The 15,668-nt window shown below is 70.4% G+C and carries 15 protein-coding genes and 3 tRNA genes; 9 read left to right on the top strand and 9 right to left on the bottom strand.

The features are described from left to right. Positions 1-54: 54 nt before the first annotated feature. Positions 55-303 carry a DUF3073 domain-containing protein gene (locus ACZ7L6_RS29725; protein WP_433043169.1) on the top strand — a complete coding sequence of 83 codons (249 nt, stop codon included), beginning with the start codon at positions 55-57 and terminating at the stop codon, positions 301-303. Positions 304-372: 69 nt separating this feature from the next. On the opposite strand, the gene purM is transcribed toward ACZ7L6_RS29725, so the two are convergent. The 7 genes from purM to purS all read right to left on the bottom strand — a co-directional run bounded on the left by purM (position 373) and on the right by purS (position 8,114). After that, positions 373-1,440, bottom strand: a complete 1,068-nt coding sequence (purM, locus tag ACZ7L6_RS29730) for a phosphoribosylformylglycinamidine cyclo-ligase (RefSeq protein ID WP_471929148.1) — start codon at positions 1,438-1,440, stop codon at positions 373-375. Between the two features lie 45 nt (positions 1,441-1,485). Further along, positions 1,486-3,015 carry an amidophosphoribosyltransferase gene (gene purF, locus ACZ7L6_RS29735; protein ID WP_471929150.1) on the bottom strand — a complete coding sequence of 510 codons (1,530 nt, stop codon included), beginning with the start codon at positions 3,013-3,015 and terminating at the stop codon, positions 1,486-1,488. A gap of 61 nt (positions 3,016-3,076) precedes the next feature. Then, positions 3,077-3,871: an META domain-containing protein gene (locus ACZ7L6_RS29740; RefSeq protein ID WP_471929152.1), complete on the bottom strand. Its 795-nt coding sequence runs from the start codon at positions 3,869-3,871 to the stop codon at positions 3,077-3,079. A gap of 87 nt (positions 3,872-3,958) precedes the next feature. Beyond that, positions 3,959-4,756, bottom strand: coding sequence for a maleylpyruvate isomerase family mycothiol-dependent enzyme (locus ACZ7L6_RS29745; protein ID WP_471929154.1), 798 nt, complete (start codon positions 4,754-4,756; stop codon positions 3,959-3,961). 144 nt (positions 4,757-4,900) lie between these two features. Next, entirely contained in the window at positions 4,901-7,177 is a 2,277-nt protein-coding gene (gene purL, locus ACZ7L6_RS29750; protein ID WP_471929156.1) for a phosphoribosylformylglycinamidine synthase subunit PurL, read from the bottom strand. Then, positions 7,174-7,854 (bottom strand): phosphoribosylformylglycinamidine synthase subunit PurQ, encoded by a 681-nt coding sequence (gene purQ / locus ACZ7L6_RS29755; RefSeq protein WP_398811948.1) that lies wholly within the window; start codon positions 7,852-7,854, stop codon positions 7,174-7,176. Before purQ ends, purL begins: the two co-directional genes overlap by 4 nt. Further along, entirely contained in the window at positions 7,851-8,114 is a 264-nt protein-coding gene (gene purS / locus ACZ7L6_RS29760) for a phosphoribosylformylglycinamidine synthase subunit PurS (RefSeq protein WP_030251612.1), read from the bottom strand. Before purS ends, purQ begins: the two co-directional genes overlap by 4 nt. Before the next feature lie 279 nt (positions 8,115-8,393). Between purS and ACZ7L6_RS29765 the strand changes: the two genes are divergently transcribed. The 8 genes from ACZ7L6_RS29765 (at position 8,394) to ACZ7L6_RS29800 (ending at position 12,935) form a co-directional block, all read left to right on the top strand. Continuing rightward, positions 8,394-8,711 (top strand): histone-like nucleoid-structuring protein Lsr2, encoded by a 318-nt coding sequence (locus ACZ7L6_RS29765; RefSeq protein WP_398811952.1) that lies wholly within the window; start codon positions 8,394-8,396, stop codon positions 8,709-8,711. Positions 8,712-8,844: 133 nt separating this feature from the next. Next, positions 8,845-8,916 (top strand) — tRNA-Gly (locus tag ACZ7L6_RS29770). 80 nt (positions 8,917-8,996) lie between these two features. Then, positions 8,997-9,069 (top strand) — tRNA-Gly (locus ACZ7L6_RS29775). A 131-nt stretch (positions 9,070-9,200) separates the two neighbouring features. Then, positions 9,201-10,163 carry an ABC transporter ATP-binding protein gene (locus ACZ7L6_RS29780; protein ID WP_471929159.1) on the top strand — a complete coding sequence of 321 codons (963 nt, stop codon included), beginning with the start codon at positions 9,201-9,203 and terminating at the stop codon, positions 10,161-10,163. Then, positions 10,160-10,936, top strand: coding sequence for an ABC transporter permease (locus ACZ7L6_RS29785; protein ID WP_471929161.1), 777 nt, complete (start codon positions 10,160-10,162; stop codon positions 10,934-10,936). Before ACZ7L6_RS29780 ends, ACZ7L6_RS29785 begins: the two co-directional genes overlap by 4 nt. Positions 10,937-10,956: 20 nt before the next feature. Then, positions 10,957-12,201 (top strand): sensor histidine kinase, encoded by a 1,245-nt coding sequence (locus tag ACZ7L6_RS29790; RefSeq protein WP_471929163.1) that lies wholly within the window; start codon positions 10,957-10,959, stop codon positions 12,199-12,201. Continuing rightward, positions 12,186-12,836, top strand: a complete 651-nt coding sequence (locus ACZ7L6_RS29795) for a response regulator (RefSeq protein WP_471929165.1) — start codon at positions 12,186-12,188, stop codon at positions 12,834-12,836. Before ACZ7L6_RS29790 ends, ACZ7L6_RS29795 begins: the two co-directional genes overlap by 16 nt. Positions 12,837-12,859: 23 nt before the next feature. Continuing rightward, a tRNA-Gly gene (locus ACZ7L6_RS29800) sits at positions 12,860-12,935 on the top strand. Positions 12,936-13,057: 122 nt separating this feature from the next. Here ACZ7L6_RS29800 and ACZ7L6_RS29805 read toward each other — a convergent pair. Together ACZ7L6_RS29805 and ACZ7L6_RS29810 are read right to left on the bottom strand one after the other, a co-directional pair. Further along, positions 13,058-13,957 (bottom strand): phosphoribosylaminoimidazolesuccinocarboxamide synthase, encoded by a 900-nt coding sequence (locus ACZ7L6_RS29805; protein WP_471929167.1) that lies wholly within the window; start codon positions 13,955-13,957, stop codon positions 13,058-13,060. An 85-nt stretch (positions 13,958-14,042) separates the two neighbouring features. Next, a complete protein-coding gene (locus ACZ7L6_RS29810) occupies positions 14,043-15,536 on the bottom strand; it encodes a N,N-dimethylformamidase beta subunit family domain-containing protein (RefSeq protein WP_471929169.1) in 1,494 nt (497 codons plus the stop codon). Positions 15,537-15,668: the final 132 nt, after the last annotated feature.

Below are 15,668 nucleotides of genomic sequence, written 5' to 3' on the forward strand. Positions count from 1 at the left end.
GAACGCGTGTCAGACTCTGGGGCCGTCGAGCCCCGTCGTTGAGGGGGTCGAGCCATGGGGCGCGGCCGGGCCAAGGCCAAGCAGACGAAGGTCGCCCGCCAGCTGAAGTACAACAGCGGTGGGACGGACCTCTCACGCCTGGCTGAAGAGCTGGGCGCATCGACGTCGAACCAGTCGCCGAACGGCGACCGCTTCGAGGACGATGAGCAGGACGACGACGACCTGTACTCGAAGTACGCCGACCTCTACGAGGACGACGACGACGAAGACGGGGACTCCTCGCAACAGCGTCGCGGCGCTTGACTTTGCACTGAGCACTCACCCGGTCGGTGACCGTCGGTCACCGACCGGGTTCTGTGCTGCCTGCGGGGATCAGTTGGCGTAGTCACCGACGAGGGCGGCACCAGTGGTGTGCTCACCCCTGTCCGTGATCTCGCCCGCGACCCAGGCGTCCACGCCTCGGTCGGCCAGCGTCGCCAGGGCCACGTCCGCGGACTCCTGCGGCACGATCGCGATCATGCCGACGCCCATGTTCAGGGTCTTCTCCAGCTCCAGGCGCTCGACGGAGCCGGTCTTGCCGACGAGGTCGAAGATCGGGGCCGGGGTCCAGGTGGAGCGGTCGACGATCGCGTGCAGGCTGTCCGGCACGACCCGGGCCAGGTTGGCCGCGAGGCCGCCGCCCGTGACGTGGCTGAACGCGTGTACGTCCGCGGTGCGGGTGAGGGCCAGACAGTCCAGCGAGTAGATCTTGGTGGGCTCCAGCAGCTCCTCGCCGAGGGTGCGGCCCAGCTCGTCGATCCGTGCGTCCAGGGCGAGACCGGCCTGGTTCAGCAGGACGTGCCGGACCAGCGAGTACCCGTTCGAGTGAAGGCCGGACGCCGCCATGGCGATCACCGCGTCACCCGTACGGATGCGATCCGCGCCCAGCAGCCGGTCGGCCTCCACGACGCCCGTACCGGCACCGGCGACATCGAAGTCGTCCTCGCCCAGCAGACCGGGGTGCTCGGCCGTCTCTCCGCCCACCAGGGCGCAGCCGGCCAGCACACAGCCCTCGGCGATGCCCTTGACGATGGCGGCGACCCGCTCGGGGTGAACCTTGCCGACGCAGATGTAGTCGGTCATGAACAGCGGCTCGGCACCGCACACCACGATGTCGTCCATGACCATGGCGACCAGGTCGTGGCCGATGGTGTCGTAGACGCCCATCTGGCGGGCGACGTCGACCTTGGTGCCGACACCGTCGGTGGCGGAGGCGAGCAGCGGGCGCTCGTAGCGCTTGAGGGCGGAGGCGTCGAAGAGGCCGGCGAAACCGCCGAGGCCGCCGAGGACCTCGGGGCGCTGGGTCTTCTTCACCCACTCCTTCATCAGCTCGACCGCGCGGTCGCCCGCTTCGATGTCGACGCCCGCGGCTGCGTAGCTGGCACCAGTTGTCTCAGACATGGCAGTAGAGAACCTTCGTGTCGTACGGCAGGTATAGCGGGCCGACTACGGGCGACGGATCGCGTCGGCGGCGGCCGTGGCGGCCGGACCGGCGGCCAGCTCGGTCTCCAGGAGCTGCTTGCCGAGCAGCTCGGGGTCCGGGAGCTCCATCGGGTACTCGCCGTCGAAGCAGGCGCGGCACAGGTTCGGCTTGGCGATGGTGGTCGCCTCGATCATGCCGTCGATGGAGATGTACGCCAGGGAGTCGGCACCGAGCGAGGTGCCGATCTCGTCGATCGTCATGCCGTTGGCGATGAGCTCGGCGCGGGTGGCGAAGTCGATGCCGAAGAAGCACGGCCACTTCACGGGGGGCGAGGAGATCCGGATGTGGACCTCGGCGGCGCCCGCCTCGCGGAGCATGCGGACCAGGGCGCGCTGGGTGTTGCCGCGCACGATCGAGTCGTCGACGACGACCAGGCGCTTGCCCTTGATGACTTCCTTCAGCGGGTTCAGCTTCAGTCGGATGCCGAGCTGGCGGATGGTCTGCGAGGGCTGGATGAACGTACGGCCGACGTACGCGTTCTTCACCAGGCCGGCGCCGAAGGGGATGCCGGACGCCTCCGCGTAGCCGATCGCGGCCGGGGTGCCGGACTCCGGGGTCGCTATGACCAGGTCGGCCTCGACCGGGGCTTCCTTCGCGAGCTTGCGGCCCATCTCCACGCGGGACAGGTAGACGTTCCGGCCGGCGATGTCGGTGTCGGGGCGGGCCAGGTACACGTACTCGAAGACACAGCCCTTGGGCTTCGCTTCCGCGAATCGGGAGGTGCGCAGGCCGTTCTCGTCGATGGCGACGAACTCGCCCGGCTCGATCTCGCGGACGTAGCTGGCGCCGACGATGTCGAGGGCGGCGGACTCGGACGCGGCGACCCAGCCGCGCTCCAGGCGGCCGAGGACCAGCGGGCGGATGCCCTGCGGGTCGCGGGCGGCGTAGAGGGTGTGCTCGTCCATGAAGACGAGGCTGAAGGCGCCCTTGACCTGCGGGAGGACCTGGTGGGCGGCCTCCTCGATGGTCAGCGGCTTGCCGTCCTCGTCGACCTGGGCCGCGAGCAGCGCGGTCAGCAGGTCGGTGTCGTTGGTGGCCGCGACGCGCGGCGTGCGGCCGCCCTCCTGCTTGGGCAGATCCGCGACCATCTCGGCGAGCTGGGCCGTGTTGACCAGGTTGCCGTTGTGGCCGAGCGCGATGGAGCCGTGCGCGGTGGCGCGGAACGTCGGCTGGGCGTTCTCCCACACGGAGGCGCCGGTGGTCGAGTAGCGGGCGTGTCCGACCGCGATGTGACCCTGGAGCGAACCGAGCGAGGTCTCGTCGAAGACCTGGGAGACGAGGCCCATGTCCTTGAAGACGAGGATCTGGGAGCCGTTGCTGACCGCGATTCCCGCGGATTCCTGGCCCCGATGCTGGAGGGCGTAGAGCCCGAAGTACGTGAGCTTTGCGACCTCTTCACCCGGAGCCCAGACACCGAAGACGCCACACGCGTCCTGGGGGCCTTTCTCGCCGGGAAGTAGATCGTGATTGAGTCGACCGTCACCACGTGGCACGCCACCGAGTGTAGGCGAGATCGACCACTGGTCCGAATTGGGGATACGCGCCCGTAAAGGATCACTCGGCGGCGGCCGCGCTGACGCGCTCGCCGTTTTCGCTGGTCAGAGTGAGATTGCGGTGATTCAGTTCGTACTTCACCGTGCCGTCGAAGAGGCCCAGCAGGGTCTTCTCGTCCTTCATGAGTGAGGTGTCGCACATCATTCGGGTGGTGGACGCCGTGCCGAGCGTGATACGGCCGTCGCGGACCGTCGCCGTGGCCCGCACCTTGTTGCAGCCGAGGCTGCCGCTGACCTGTCCGGTCTTCTCGTCGAAGGTGAGATGGGCCTTGCCGTCGGTGTCCGGGCTGGTGATCGTCCACTTCGTGCCCTTGAGCGGGGCGGCGTCCTGCTTGGTGAGGGCGACGCGGTCGCCGTCCGCGGTGGTGAGCGTCAGCTTGTCGCCGTCGACCTCGCTGGTCAGGTCGCCGTCGGAGAGGGTGCGGGCGAGGGTCTCCTCGAAGGCCGGGGGGACTCCCTCGCAGGCCATCTCGGTCGCCTGCATCTGGTCGAAGGTGACGTGGCTGTCGGCGAAGGCCGCGTCGGCGCCGAAGGCGTTGCAGCCGAGGCTGCCCTTGACCTCGCCGCCGTCGGCGATGCGCAGCCAGGCCCCGTTCGGGGCGTCGCTCTTCTTTCCGTCGACGGTGATGTCGTCGACGGCCCAGTGGACGCCGGTGACGGACGCCGCCGCCCCGGCCCCGACCGCGTCACTGCCCGCGTCCTCGCTGCCGCAGGCCACGCCGAGCGGGAGGAGGGTCAGCGCGGCGAGGGCGGCCAGTCGCTGCTTGTCCATGGCGAGTGCGCCGAGTGTGTTCATGCCGGTGGGACGGAAGGGACACGGGACCGGTTCCGCTCGGTTCCGCTTGTCGTGTCCCACCCCCGTTGTCGTGTCCCTCCCGGCGCCTCACCCCATGAGCGGCAGCAACCCGCCCAGGTCCGCCCGCTCGCCGCTCGCGCTCACCTGGGCCTGCGCGACGGCGTCCCGCCACGTCACCCGCCCCGTCGCGAGCCGGATCCAGGTCAGCGGGTCGGTCTCGACGACGTTCGGCGGCGTGCCCCGGGTGTGCTTCGGCCCCTCGACGCACTGCACGACGGCGTACGGCGGGATCCGCACCTCGGTGGAGCCGCCGGGCGCCTTGGCGGCGAGGGTGTCGGCGAGGAGGCGGGTGCAGGCGGCGAGGGCCTGGCGGTCGTACGGGATGTCGAGGCCGGGGACGGCGGCGTTCAGGTCGTCGGTGTGGACGACGAGTTCGACGGTACGGGTGACCAGGTAGTCGGCGAGGGTCATGGCGCCGGTGCGGGCGGCGAGGAGGCGGTCGCCGGGGGCGTCCGCGAGCTTCTGGGTGAGGCGTTCCTGGGTGCGGGCGTACAGGGCGTCGAGGTCGGGGTGGGCGGCGGCGAGGTCGCGGGTGCCGTCCGCGATGTCACCGGCGCGGGCGGCGGTGGCGAAGGGCCAGTCCAGCAGGGTGAGCTCAGGCTTGGCGGGCTCGTCGCGGTCGAGGTTGCGGCTGACGGTCTCCACGGCCATGGTCACGTGCGCGGCCAGGTCCCGTACGGTCCATCCCTCCAGGCGGGTGGGGAGGGCGAGTTGCTCGTCGGTGAGGGTGCGTACGGCCTGTCGTACGGTGCCGAACTGGGTGAGGACCGCGGTGCGGATCTTGACGGGGTCGTAGGTGCGGGCGCGCTTCTTGGCCGGGGACATGAGCGCGAGGTTAGTCGGCGGCACCGACGACCGGGGGGCGACAACCGGGGACGACGACCAGGGGCGACGACGAACGAAGCCCCCGCCCGGTGACCGGACGGGGGCTTCGGAGCCGTGGACCGACTGTCCACTTCCGCCGACTGCCTACTTCAACAGCGCCGGGATGGTCTCCTCGTGCGCCGTGCGCAGCTCCTCCAGGGTGAGGGCGAACTCGCCCTGGAGCTCCACCACTGCATTTGAATCAGACACAGTGCCGTCGACGACACCGATGCGGGTGGCCGGCAGGCCACGGGCGCCGCACATGTCGTTGAAGCGGACCTCCTCGGAGCGCGGTACGGCGACGATCGCGCGGCCCGCGGACTCGGAGAAGAGGAAGGTGAAGGCGTCCAGACCGTCCGGGACGATCAGGCGGGCGCCCTTGCCGCCGAGCAGGGCCGACTCGACGACCGCCTGGATCAGGCCGCCGTCGGACAGGTCGTGCGCGGAGTCGATCATGCCGTCGCGGGAGGCGGAGATCAGGATCTCGGCGAGCAGGCGCTCGCGCTCCAGGTCGACCTTGGGCGGCAGGCCGCCGAGGTGGTCGTGCACGACCTGCGACCAGGCCGAGCCGCTGAACTCCTCACGCGTGTCGCCGAGGAGGTACAGCAGCTGGCCCTCCTCCTGGAAGGCGACCGGCGTGCGGCGGGCGACGTCGTCGATGACGCCGAGGACCGCGACGACCGGGGTCGGGTGGATGGCCGCCTCGCCGGTCTGGTTGTAGAGCGAGACGTTGCCGCCCGTGACCGGCGTGCCCAACTGCTGGCAGGCGTCCGCCAGTCCGCGCACCGCCTCCGCGAACTGCCACATCACCGCCGGGTCCTCGGGCGAGCCGAAGTTCAGGCAGTCGGAGACCGCCAGCGGCTTGGCGCCGGTCGTGGCGACATTGCGGTAGGCCTCGGCGAGGGCCAGCTGGGCGCCCGCGTACGGGTCCAGCTTGGCGTACCGGCCGTTGCCGTCCGTCGCGATGGCGACGCCGAGGCCGGTCTCCTCGTCGATGCGGATCATGCCGGAGTCCTCGGGCTGGGCGAGGACCGTGTTGCCCTGCACGAAGTGGTCGTACTGCGAGGTGATCCACTTCTTGGAGGCCTGGTTCGGGGAGCCGACCAGCTTCAGGACCTGGTCCTTCAGCTCCTCGCTCGTCTCCGGCCGCGGCAGCTTGTTCGCGTCGTCGGCCTGCAGCTCGTCCTGCCAGGACGGGCGGGCGTACGGCCGCTCGTAGACCGGGCCCTCGTGGGCCACCGTGCGCGGGTCGACGTCGACGATCTTGCCGCCGTGCCAGTAGATCTCCAGGCGGTCGCCGTCGGTCACCTCACCGATGACGGTGGCGATGACGTCCCACTTCTCGCAGATCTCCAGGAAGCGGTCGACCTTCTCCGGCTCCACGACCGCACACATGCGTTCCTGCGACTCGCTCATGAGGATTTCCTCGGGCGAGAGGGTCGAGTCACGCAGCGGTACGTCGTCCAGGGTGACGCGCATGCCGCCGGAGCCGTTGGAGGCGAGCTCGGAGGTGGCGCAGGACAGACCGGCGGCGCCGAGGTCCTGGATGCCGACGACCAGCTTCTCCTTGAACGCCTCCAGGGTGCACTCGATGAGGAGCTTCTCCTGGAAGGGGTCGCCGACCTGGACGGCGGGGCGCTTGGACGGCTTGGCGTCGTCGAAGGTCTCGGAGGCGAGGATCGAGGCGCCGCCGATGCCGTCGCCGCCGGTCCGGGCCCCGTACAGGATGACCTTGTTGCCCGCGCCGGACGCCTTCGCGAGGTGGATGTCCTCGTGCCGCATGACGCCGATGGCACCGGCGTTGACCAGCGGGTTGCCCTGGTAGCAGGCGTCGAAGACGACCTCGCCGCCGATGTTGGGCAGGCCCAGGCAGTTGCCGTAGCCGCCGATGCCGGCCACGACGCCCGGGAGGACGCGCTTGGTGTCGGGGTGGTCGGCGGCGCCGAAGCGCAGGGGGTCGACCACGGCGACCGGGCGTGCGCCCATCGCGATGATGTCGCGGACGATGCCGCCGACACCGGTCGCCGCACCCTGGTAGGGCTCGACGTACGACGGGTGGTTGTGCGACTCGACCTTGAAGGTGACCGCGTAGCCCTGGCCGACGTCGACGACACCGGCGTTCTCACCGATGCCGACGAGAAGGGCGTCCGACTGCGGGGCCTTCTCGCCGAACTGGCGGAGGTGGACCTTGGAGGACTTGTACGAGCAGTGCTCGGACCACATGACCGAGTACATGGCGAGCTCGGCACCGGTGGGCCGGCGGCCGAGGATCTCGACCACGCGCTCGTACTCGTCCTTCTTCAGGCCGAGTTCGGCCCAGGGCAGCTCGACGTCGGGGGTCGCGGCCGCGTGCTCGACCGTGTCCAGAGGCGTCCGGCTCATGCGTTGACCAGCTTCTTGAGGATCGAGGTGAAGAAGGGGAGGCCGTCGGTGCGGCCGGTGCCGATGAGCGGCTCGACGGCGTGCTCCGGGTGCGGCATCAGGCCCACGACGTTGCCGGCCTCGTTGGTGATGCCCGCGATGTCGTTGAGCGAGCCGTTGGGGTTGAAGTCGAGGTAGCGGAAGGCGACCCGCCCCTCGGCCTCCAGCTTGTCCAGCGTGTACTGGTCGGCCACGTAGCGGCCGTCCATGTTCTTCAGCGGGATGTGGATCTCCTGGCCGGCCGTGTAGTCGGTGGTCCAGGCGGTGTCCGCGTTCTCCACCCGCAGCTTCTGGTCGCGGCAGATGAAGTGCAGGTGGTCGTTGCCGAGCATGCCGCCGGGCAGCAGGTGGGCCTCGGTGAGGATCTGGAAGCCGTTGCAGATACCGAGGACCGGCAGGCCGGCCTTCGCCTGCTCGATGACCGTGTCCATCACCGGCGAGAAGCGGGCGATGGCCCCGGCGCGCAGATAGTCGCCGTAGGAGAAACCACCGCACAGCACGACCGCGTCGACCTGCTTGAGGTCCTTGTCCTTGTGCCACAGGGCGACGGGTTCGGCGCCCGCCAGCCGGATCGCACGCTGCGTGTCCCGGTCGTCGAGAGAGCCCGGGAAAGTGACGACGCCAATACGAGCGGTCACTTCACGGCCTCCGCGACTTCCTCGACGCGGACGGTGAAGTCCTCGATCACGGTGTTGGCGAGGAAGGATTCCGCAAGATCATGGATGCGGGCGAGCGCGGCCTCGTCGACCGGGCCGTCAACTTCCAGTTCGAAACGCTTTCCCTGACGTACGTCCGAGATGCCGTCGAAACCCAGCCGCGGCAGTGCGCGCTGCACCGCCTGGCCCTGGGGGTCGAGGATCTCCGGCTTGAGCATGACGTCGACTACGACGCGTGCCACGTGCACTCCCGGTGGTGTGGTGCTGAGCAGGTTCCTGCAGGTGGTTTCAGACTACCTGCACAAAATTTCTACGCGCGTCGACTTGTAGGAAACTACGTGACGGCCATCACGACCCGACCGAAGGCCGTCAGTCGGCGAAAAGTTCCGGAAAAGATCCCGGATCGACACCCGAAAGCTATTGCGCTCAGACACGCGGAAGGATTTAGTCGAGCTTCACATCGCATTGTCGGGCACTGTACAAATGAATTGTCACCGTGCCGTACGAAGGGACCGATATTCGTGGCGCAGAAGGTCGTGGTCACTCTCTTTGACGACATCGACGGCTCGGAAGCGGCGGAAACGATCGCCTTCGGACTCGACGGCAAGTCGTACGAGATCGACCTGAATGAAGCCAATGCCAAGAAACTGCGTAAGGCGCTCGCGCCGTACGTGGAGGCCGGTCGCAAGCGGTCGAAGTCAGGCAAGGCGTACAAGCAGACCGAGGTCGCCCCGGACCCGGCGGCCGTGCGGGCCTGGGCGCAGGCCAACAAGATGGAGGTCCCGGCCCGCGGCCGGATCCCCAAGAAGGTCTACGAGGCGTTCAGCGCGGCGCAGTGACGCCGGCCGACGCTGCGGCTCAGGGCCCGTCAGCGGGCCCTGGCGGCAACCGACTTGCGCTACCCCCCTGCCGATCAGCTAATGTCTGGGACACGCCGCCGGGCGGGGCAGAAAAGCCCAGCTCGGGGAGCTTGCGGGTGTAGTTCAGTAGCAGAACATCCCCCTTCCAGGGGGAAGGCGCAGTGTGCAATTCCTGTCACCCGCTCTGCACCACCGTCCGAACCACTGATGTGGATCAGGTAGGCTGGTGCTCGCACCGGTCGGTGAGAGCCGGTCGGGGGCAATGCGGACGTAGCTCAGTTGGTAGAGCGCAACCTTGCCAAGGTTGAGGTCGCGAGTTCGAGCCTCGTCGTCCGCTCGGGAATGAGACCCCGGTCCTTAGGGATCGGGGTCTTTTCATGTTCCGGCGAGCGTCCGCCTGACATTTGTCATGCGGAGTGGTGACAGCGCGCACTGCTGCCGGGCCCGCGCTGCCGGGACGCTGATGTCATGAACATCGACGAACACGAACACGTGATTGAGGTCACCGACCTGCGGCGTGTGTACGGGGGCGGGTTCGAGGCGGTGCGCGGCATCACGTTCTCCGTGGACCGCGGCGAGGTCTTCGCGCTGCTCGGCACCAACGGCGCGGGCAAGACGTCCACCGTCGAACTGCTGGAGGGGCTCGCCCAGCCGGCCGGAGGGCAGGTGCGGGTGCTCGGCCACGATCCCTACGCCGAGCGGGCCGCCGTACGGCCCCGGACCGGGGTGATGCTGCAGGAGGGCGGCTTTCCGTCCGAGCTGACCGTCGCCGAGACCGCGCGGATGTGGGCGGGGTGCGTGAGCGGGGCCCGGCCCGAGGGGGAAGTGCTGGAACTCGTCGGGCTCGCGGGGAAGGCCGGCGTACGCGTGAAGCAGCTGTCCGGGGGTGAGCGGCGGCGGCTGGACCTGGGGCTAGCGCTGCTCGGCGATCCCGAGGTGCTGTTCCTGGACGAGCCGACGACCGGACTGGACGCCGAAGGGCGCCGGGACACCTGGGAATTGGTGCGGGGGCTGCGCGACGCCGGTACGACCGTGCTGCTGACCACGCACTACCTGGAAGAGGCCGAGGACCTCGCCGACCGGCTCGCGATCCTGCACGACGGGCGGATCGCCGCCACCGGGACACCGGCCGAGGTGACCGCGGCCCAGCCCTCGCGGATCTCCTTCGAGCTGCCCGAGGGCTACTTCCTTGGAGACCTGCCACCGCTCGGCGAGCTCGGCGTGACCGGGCACCAGGTCGAGGGGCGGCTCGTCCGGCTGCGGACCCACGAGCTGCAGCGGGCGGCGACCCGGCTGCTGGTGTGGGCCGAGGGGGCCGGTGTGCAGCTGCGGGGGCTGGATGTGCGGTCGGCCTCGCTGGAGGAGGCGTTCCTCGGTATCGCGCGGGAAGCGTCCGGCGCGGCGGAGAAGTCGAAGGAGTACGCGGCATGAGCGGTACGGTCACCACCCCGGCGGGCCGGATGACGGCGCTGGCCCGCGCCGAACTGACCCTGCTCGGGCGCAGCAGGGGAACACTCGTCGCCGCCCTGTTCGTGCCGCTCGTGCTGCCGTTCAGCGTGTGGTCCGCGACCAAGGACATGGACCTCGAGAAGTCCGGCCTCACCGTCGGAACCGTCGTCCTGCCCGCCGCGATCGGGTTCTCGCTGCTCTTCGCGGTGTACGGCGCGCTCGTCGGCGTCTTCACCGCCCGGCGCGAGGAGCTCGTGCTCAAGCGGCTGCGCACCGGGGAGCTGCGGGACACCGAGATCCTGGCCGGGTCGGCGCTGCCGGCCGCCGCCACGGGCCTCGCGCAGTCCCTCGTCCTGGCGGTCGGCTGCACCGTCCTCCTCGACGTCCCCGCGCCCCGCGCCCCGTATCTCGCCGTACCCGCCCTGCTGCTGGGCCTCCTGCTGTGCGCCTCGCTCGCGGCGGTCACCTCGGCGTTCACCCGCACCACCGAGAGCGCCCAGGTCACCACGCTGCCCGTGATGTTCGTCTCGATGCTCGGCTCCGGCATGGCCGTCCCGCTGGAGGTCCTGCCGGACCGGGTGGTGTCGGTGTGCGAACTGCTTCCGCTGACCCCGGTGATCACGCTCGTGCGCGGCGGCTGGACCGGTGACCTGTCGGCGTACGAGGCGCTGGGCGCCGCGGCGACCGCGCTGGCCTGGACGGCGCTGGGCGTGTTTGCTGTACGGCGGTGGTTCCGGTGGGAGCCGCGGCGCTGACGTACAGGGGGCAGGGGGACATGCGCGGGCCGGGCACGTGGTGGCGGGGCAAGAGCACTCCGGCGAAGGTCGAGACGTACACGAGGTGGTCGTTCCACTTCTTCGCGGTGATGGAGGTCGCGACGGTCGCGCTGCCGGTCACCGGCGAGGCGGGGCCGGAGCTGGGCGGCTGGCTGATGCTCATGGTGTGCGCGCACGCGATGGTCTGCGCCCTGGTCGTTTCACGGACAGTGGACTGGATCTGCGGTCGGCGTGAGCAGCCCGTACGACTGCTGGGTACCCTCGGCGCCGTCACCGCGGCGGTGTCCACCACGGCACTCGCTGTCGTCGAGTACGGACCGAAGGGTGACGGCGTCGACTCCGCGGCGGGCAGCGTCTTCAGCGTCGTCATGTTCTTCGGGGTGGCCAACATCGCGCTGGGGGTGCGGGGCCGCAGGCGCGTGTACGCCGTCGTGGCGGGATTCGCGGCGGGTTCGGCGCTCGTCGTGCTCGCGCTGAGCCGGTCCGCTCTCGCCGCGCTGGTCATCGCCCTGATCGTGCTGCTCGGCTGCGGTCTCCTCGCCTTCATCGGCGTCTTCTCCGCCTGGCTGCTCAGAGCCGTCTACGAACTCGACGAGGCCCGCGAGACCCGTGCCCGGCTCGCCGTCGCCGAGGAGCGGCTGCGGTTCGGGCGGGATCTGCACGACGTGATGGGGCGGAACCTGGCCGTGATCGCCTTGAAGAGCGAGCTCGCCGTGCAGCTGGCGCGGCGCGGGCGGCCCGAGGCCGTGGAGCAGATGATCGAGGTGCAGCGGATCGCACAGGAGTCGCAGCGCGAGGTGCGGGATGTCGTACGGGGATACCGCGAGGCCGACCTGGGGGTCGAACTCGCCGGAGCCCAGGGTGTGTTGGCCGCGGCCGGGATCGAGTGCGAGGTGACCGGGGAGGCGGCCGGACTGCCCGCCGAGGTGCAGTCGGCTTTGGCGTGGGTGGTGCGGGAGGCGACCACCAACGTGCTGCGGCACGGGGATGCCGGGCGGTGCGCGGTGGGAGTGCGGGTGTCGGAGGGGCACGTGGTGCTGACGGTGGAGAACGACGGGGCTGCCGGAGCCCCCGACGGGGGTGGGGGCTCCGGGCTGGCCGGGCTGCGGGAGCGGCTGGCGGCGGTGGACGGCACCTTGGAGGTGGGACTCGTCGAGGAGGGGGTGTTCCGGCTGGTGGCGCATGTGCCGTTGGCGGGGGCCGCGGCGGACGTGCGGGAGGTCGCCGTATGGCCGACCGCGTGACCGGCCAGGAGGCCGACCGCGGGACCGGGCCCGTACGGCTGCTGCTCGCCGACGACGAGCATCTGATCCGGGGAGCGCTCGCCACGCTGCTGTCGCTGGAGGACGACCTCGTGATCGTCGCCGAGGCGGCCACCGGGCCGGAAGCGCTGGCCATGGCCCGGGCGCACCAACCCGATGTCGCCGTACTGGATCTTCAGATGCCCGGGGCGGACGGTGTGAAGGTCGCCACATCTCTGCGCGCCGAACTGCCCGGGTGCCAGGTGCTGATCGTGACCAGCCACGGGCGGCCCGGGCATCTGAAGCGGGCCCTTGCGGCGGGTGTGCGCGGGTTCGTCCCGAAGACCGTCAGCGCGCAGCGGCTCGCGGAGATCATCCGTACCGTGCATGCCGGAAACCGCTACGTCGACCCCGAGTTGGCCGCCGACGCGATCGCCGCCGGGGACTCTCCGCTGACCGCGCGGGAGGCCGAGGTGCTGGAACTCGCCGCCGACGGGGCGCCCGTCGCGGAGATCGCGGAGCGGGCGGCGCTGTCGCAGGGGACCGTGCGGAACTATCTGTCGTCCGCCGTCTCAAAGCTCGGGGCGGAGAACCGTCACGCGGCGGTGCGTCTCGCGCGCGAGCGAGGTTGGGTATAGTTGCTCTCGCGCCACGGCGCAACGCGGACGTAGCTCAGTTGGTAGAGCGCAACCTTGCCAAGGTTGAGGTCGCGAGTTCGAGCCTCGTCGTCCGCTCCAGATCAAGGCCCCGGTCATCGGACCGGGGCCTTTGTCGTGGGGCGGCCTTTGTCGTACGGCCGGGAAGGCCCCGTGCGCCCGGGCGGGCCCCGGTCAGCGCCGGGGCCTTCGCCTTGGCACCGTCAGCTCCAGCTCATCCCGGTCAGGCGCTCGTACGCCTCCACGTACTTCGCCCGGGTCGCGTCCACGACCTGCTGCGGCAGCGGCGGCGGGGGCTGCTCGCTCTTCCTGTCCCAGCCGGACTCCGGCGAGGTCAGCCAGTCACGGACGAACTGCTTGTCGTACGACGGCTGCGCGCGGCCCGGCTGCCACTGGTCGGCCGGCCAGAAACGGGAGGAGTCGGGGGTGAGGACCTCGTCGGCGATGACCAGCGTGTCCCCCTCGAAGCCGAACTCGAACTTGGTGTCCGCGAGGATGATGCCGCGGTCGCGCGCGATGTCCCGGCCCCGGGAGTAGACGGCGAGGGTCGCCTGGCGCAGCCGGGCCGCGGTGTCGGCGCCGACCTGGCGGGCGACCTCCTCGTAGGAGACGTTCTCGTCGTGCTCGCCGACGGCCGCCTTGGTGGCCGGGGTGAAGATCGGGGCGGGCAGCTCCGAGCCGTCGACCAGGCCCTCGGGGAGGGCGAGGCCGCAGACGGTGCGGGACTCGTTGTACTCGACCAGGCCGGAGCCGGTGAGATAGCCACGGGCCACGGCCTCCACCGGGACCATCTTCAGCGACTTGCACACGAGGGTGCGGCCCGCCCAGTCGGCGGGGGCGCCGGCCGGTACGTCGGTGCTCAGCACGTGGTTGGGGACCAGGTCGGCGAGCTGGTCGAACCACCACAGGGAGAGCTGGGTGAGGATGCGGCCCTTGTCCGGGATCTCGGTGGGGAGCACCCAGTCGTAGGCGGACATGCGGTCGCTGGCGACCATCACGAGGTCGCCCGCCTCGTTCTGGTACAGGTCGCGCACCTTGCCGGTGTGCAGGTGTACCAAGCCCGGAACCTGGATCGGCTCGGGCTTTTCTACGAATCCGGACACGGTTCCTCCCCGTGGTTCTGTCCAAGTGGCTCGATTCTCCCGTATGGCGGAGATCGGTCCTGGACGGGGGTGGTTTCAGCAGGGCTCAGTCACGTTTGCAGATGCGGTCGAGGAGGTTGGCTGTGGCGCGCTGGACTCGGGCGTCGACGTGGCCCGGGCGGTCCAGCGCCGGGGACCAGGCGAACGTTCCGGACGCGAAGACCAGGGCGCCGGAAGGGGCGCGGTAGAGGGACGTCTCCTGGTGGCGCAGGACGCCCTCGCGGTCGGTGTACGGGGAGTGGGCGAGCAGGATGCGCTCCTCGTGCTCGGGCAGCGGGGCGCGCGGGAAGTAGCGGTCGGCCTCGCCCGCGACCAGGCCCGCGATCTCGTCGCCCTCGTGGGCGCCGGTCGCCTCCCACAGCCAGTGGTCGGCGTTGCGGACGATCAGGGGGTGCGGTTCGGGGACCTGGCCCGCGTACTGGATGCCGATCAGCTCCTGCTCGGGGCGGTCGATCTCCCGCCAGAGCACGGGCCGGCCGGGGCCCTTGCGCTTGCGGCAGGTGAGCAGGCGGTCGGGGACGCCGGACGGGGAGGGGCCCAACTCCACCTGCCAGTACATGGAGTTGGCCGAGAGGAAGACCAGGGACGTGCCGTTCTCGCGGGCGAGCTCGACGGTGCGGCGCATGTTCGCCGACCAGTACTCGTCGTGGCCGGGGAAGACCAGGCCGCGGTAGCGGGTGGGGTCGACGTGGCCGCCGTGCAGGTCGCGGGCGTCGGCGTAGGCGATGTCGTAGCCGTAGCGCTCGGCCCAGCGGATGAAGTCGTAGGCGTGGCCGACGTGCAGGGGCAGGCCCGCGCCCGCGTAGGGGCGGTCGAAGGAGACGGTCGTGGCGGCATCGGCCTCGCCGAGCAGGCGGCCTTCCTCGTCCCAGGCGTGGTAGAGGCTGGCGCCGGTGCGGCCGTCCTCGGGGTAGAGGTTGTAGGCCTGCCAGGTGACGTCGGGGAGGAGCAGGAGCAGGTCGGCGGGGTGGTTGTCGCGGACGGTGAAGGGGATGTGGGAGCGGTAGCCGTCGGCGGTGGTGAGGACGGCCACGTATGCGCCGATGCTCCAGAACGAGGGGACCTGCAGGCGCCAGGACAGCCACCAGTGGTGGCAGGAGACCGTGCGGTCGGCGGTGAGCGGCGGGGGCTGCACGATGCCGGAGAGGCGGGGGCTGGTGGTGATCTTGGCGGCGCCGTCACCGCCGTAGTGGCCGATGCGGTAGATGTCGACGCCGAACTCCTGGGGCGGGTCGACGGTGATGTGGAAGTCGACGGCCTCGCCGGGGGCGACCGCGCCGGTCGAGGTGAAGCCCTTGATCTGGCGGTGGACGTCGTCGGCGGAGCGGGGGCCTCCGGCGGTGCGCGGGCCGGGGACCCTGGGGGTGCCCGCCGTCGGGGGGTGGGCCTGGCCGTCGACGTACCAGGGGACGACCTGGCCGGTGTCGTCGAAGTAGGTCACATTGCCGCGCAGCCAGGGGACGGGGCCCTGTCCGAAGGGGTCCGTCACGGCGTGCGCGAGTGCCCCCGACTCCCAGCGGCGGATCTGCTCCGAGCCCATGGCCGTACCCCTCCCTCGTGCCCCCGTGGTGGTGCGTCGAGCGTTCGTGGCGCGGGCTTTTGTACGGCTGTCGTATGTCGTAAGCCCTTGCCATATGCGTTATCGATCCCAGCACATCACATTCCGCACGCA

The sequence above is a fragment of the Streptomyces sp. NPDC107522 genome, from assembly GCF_055657525.1.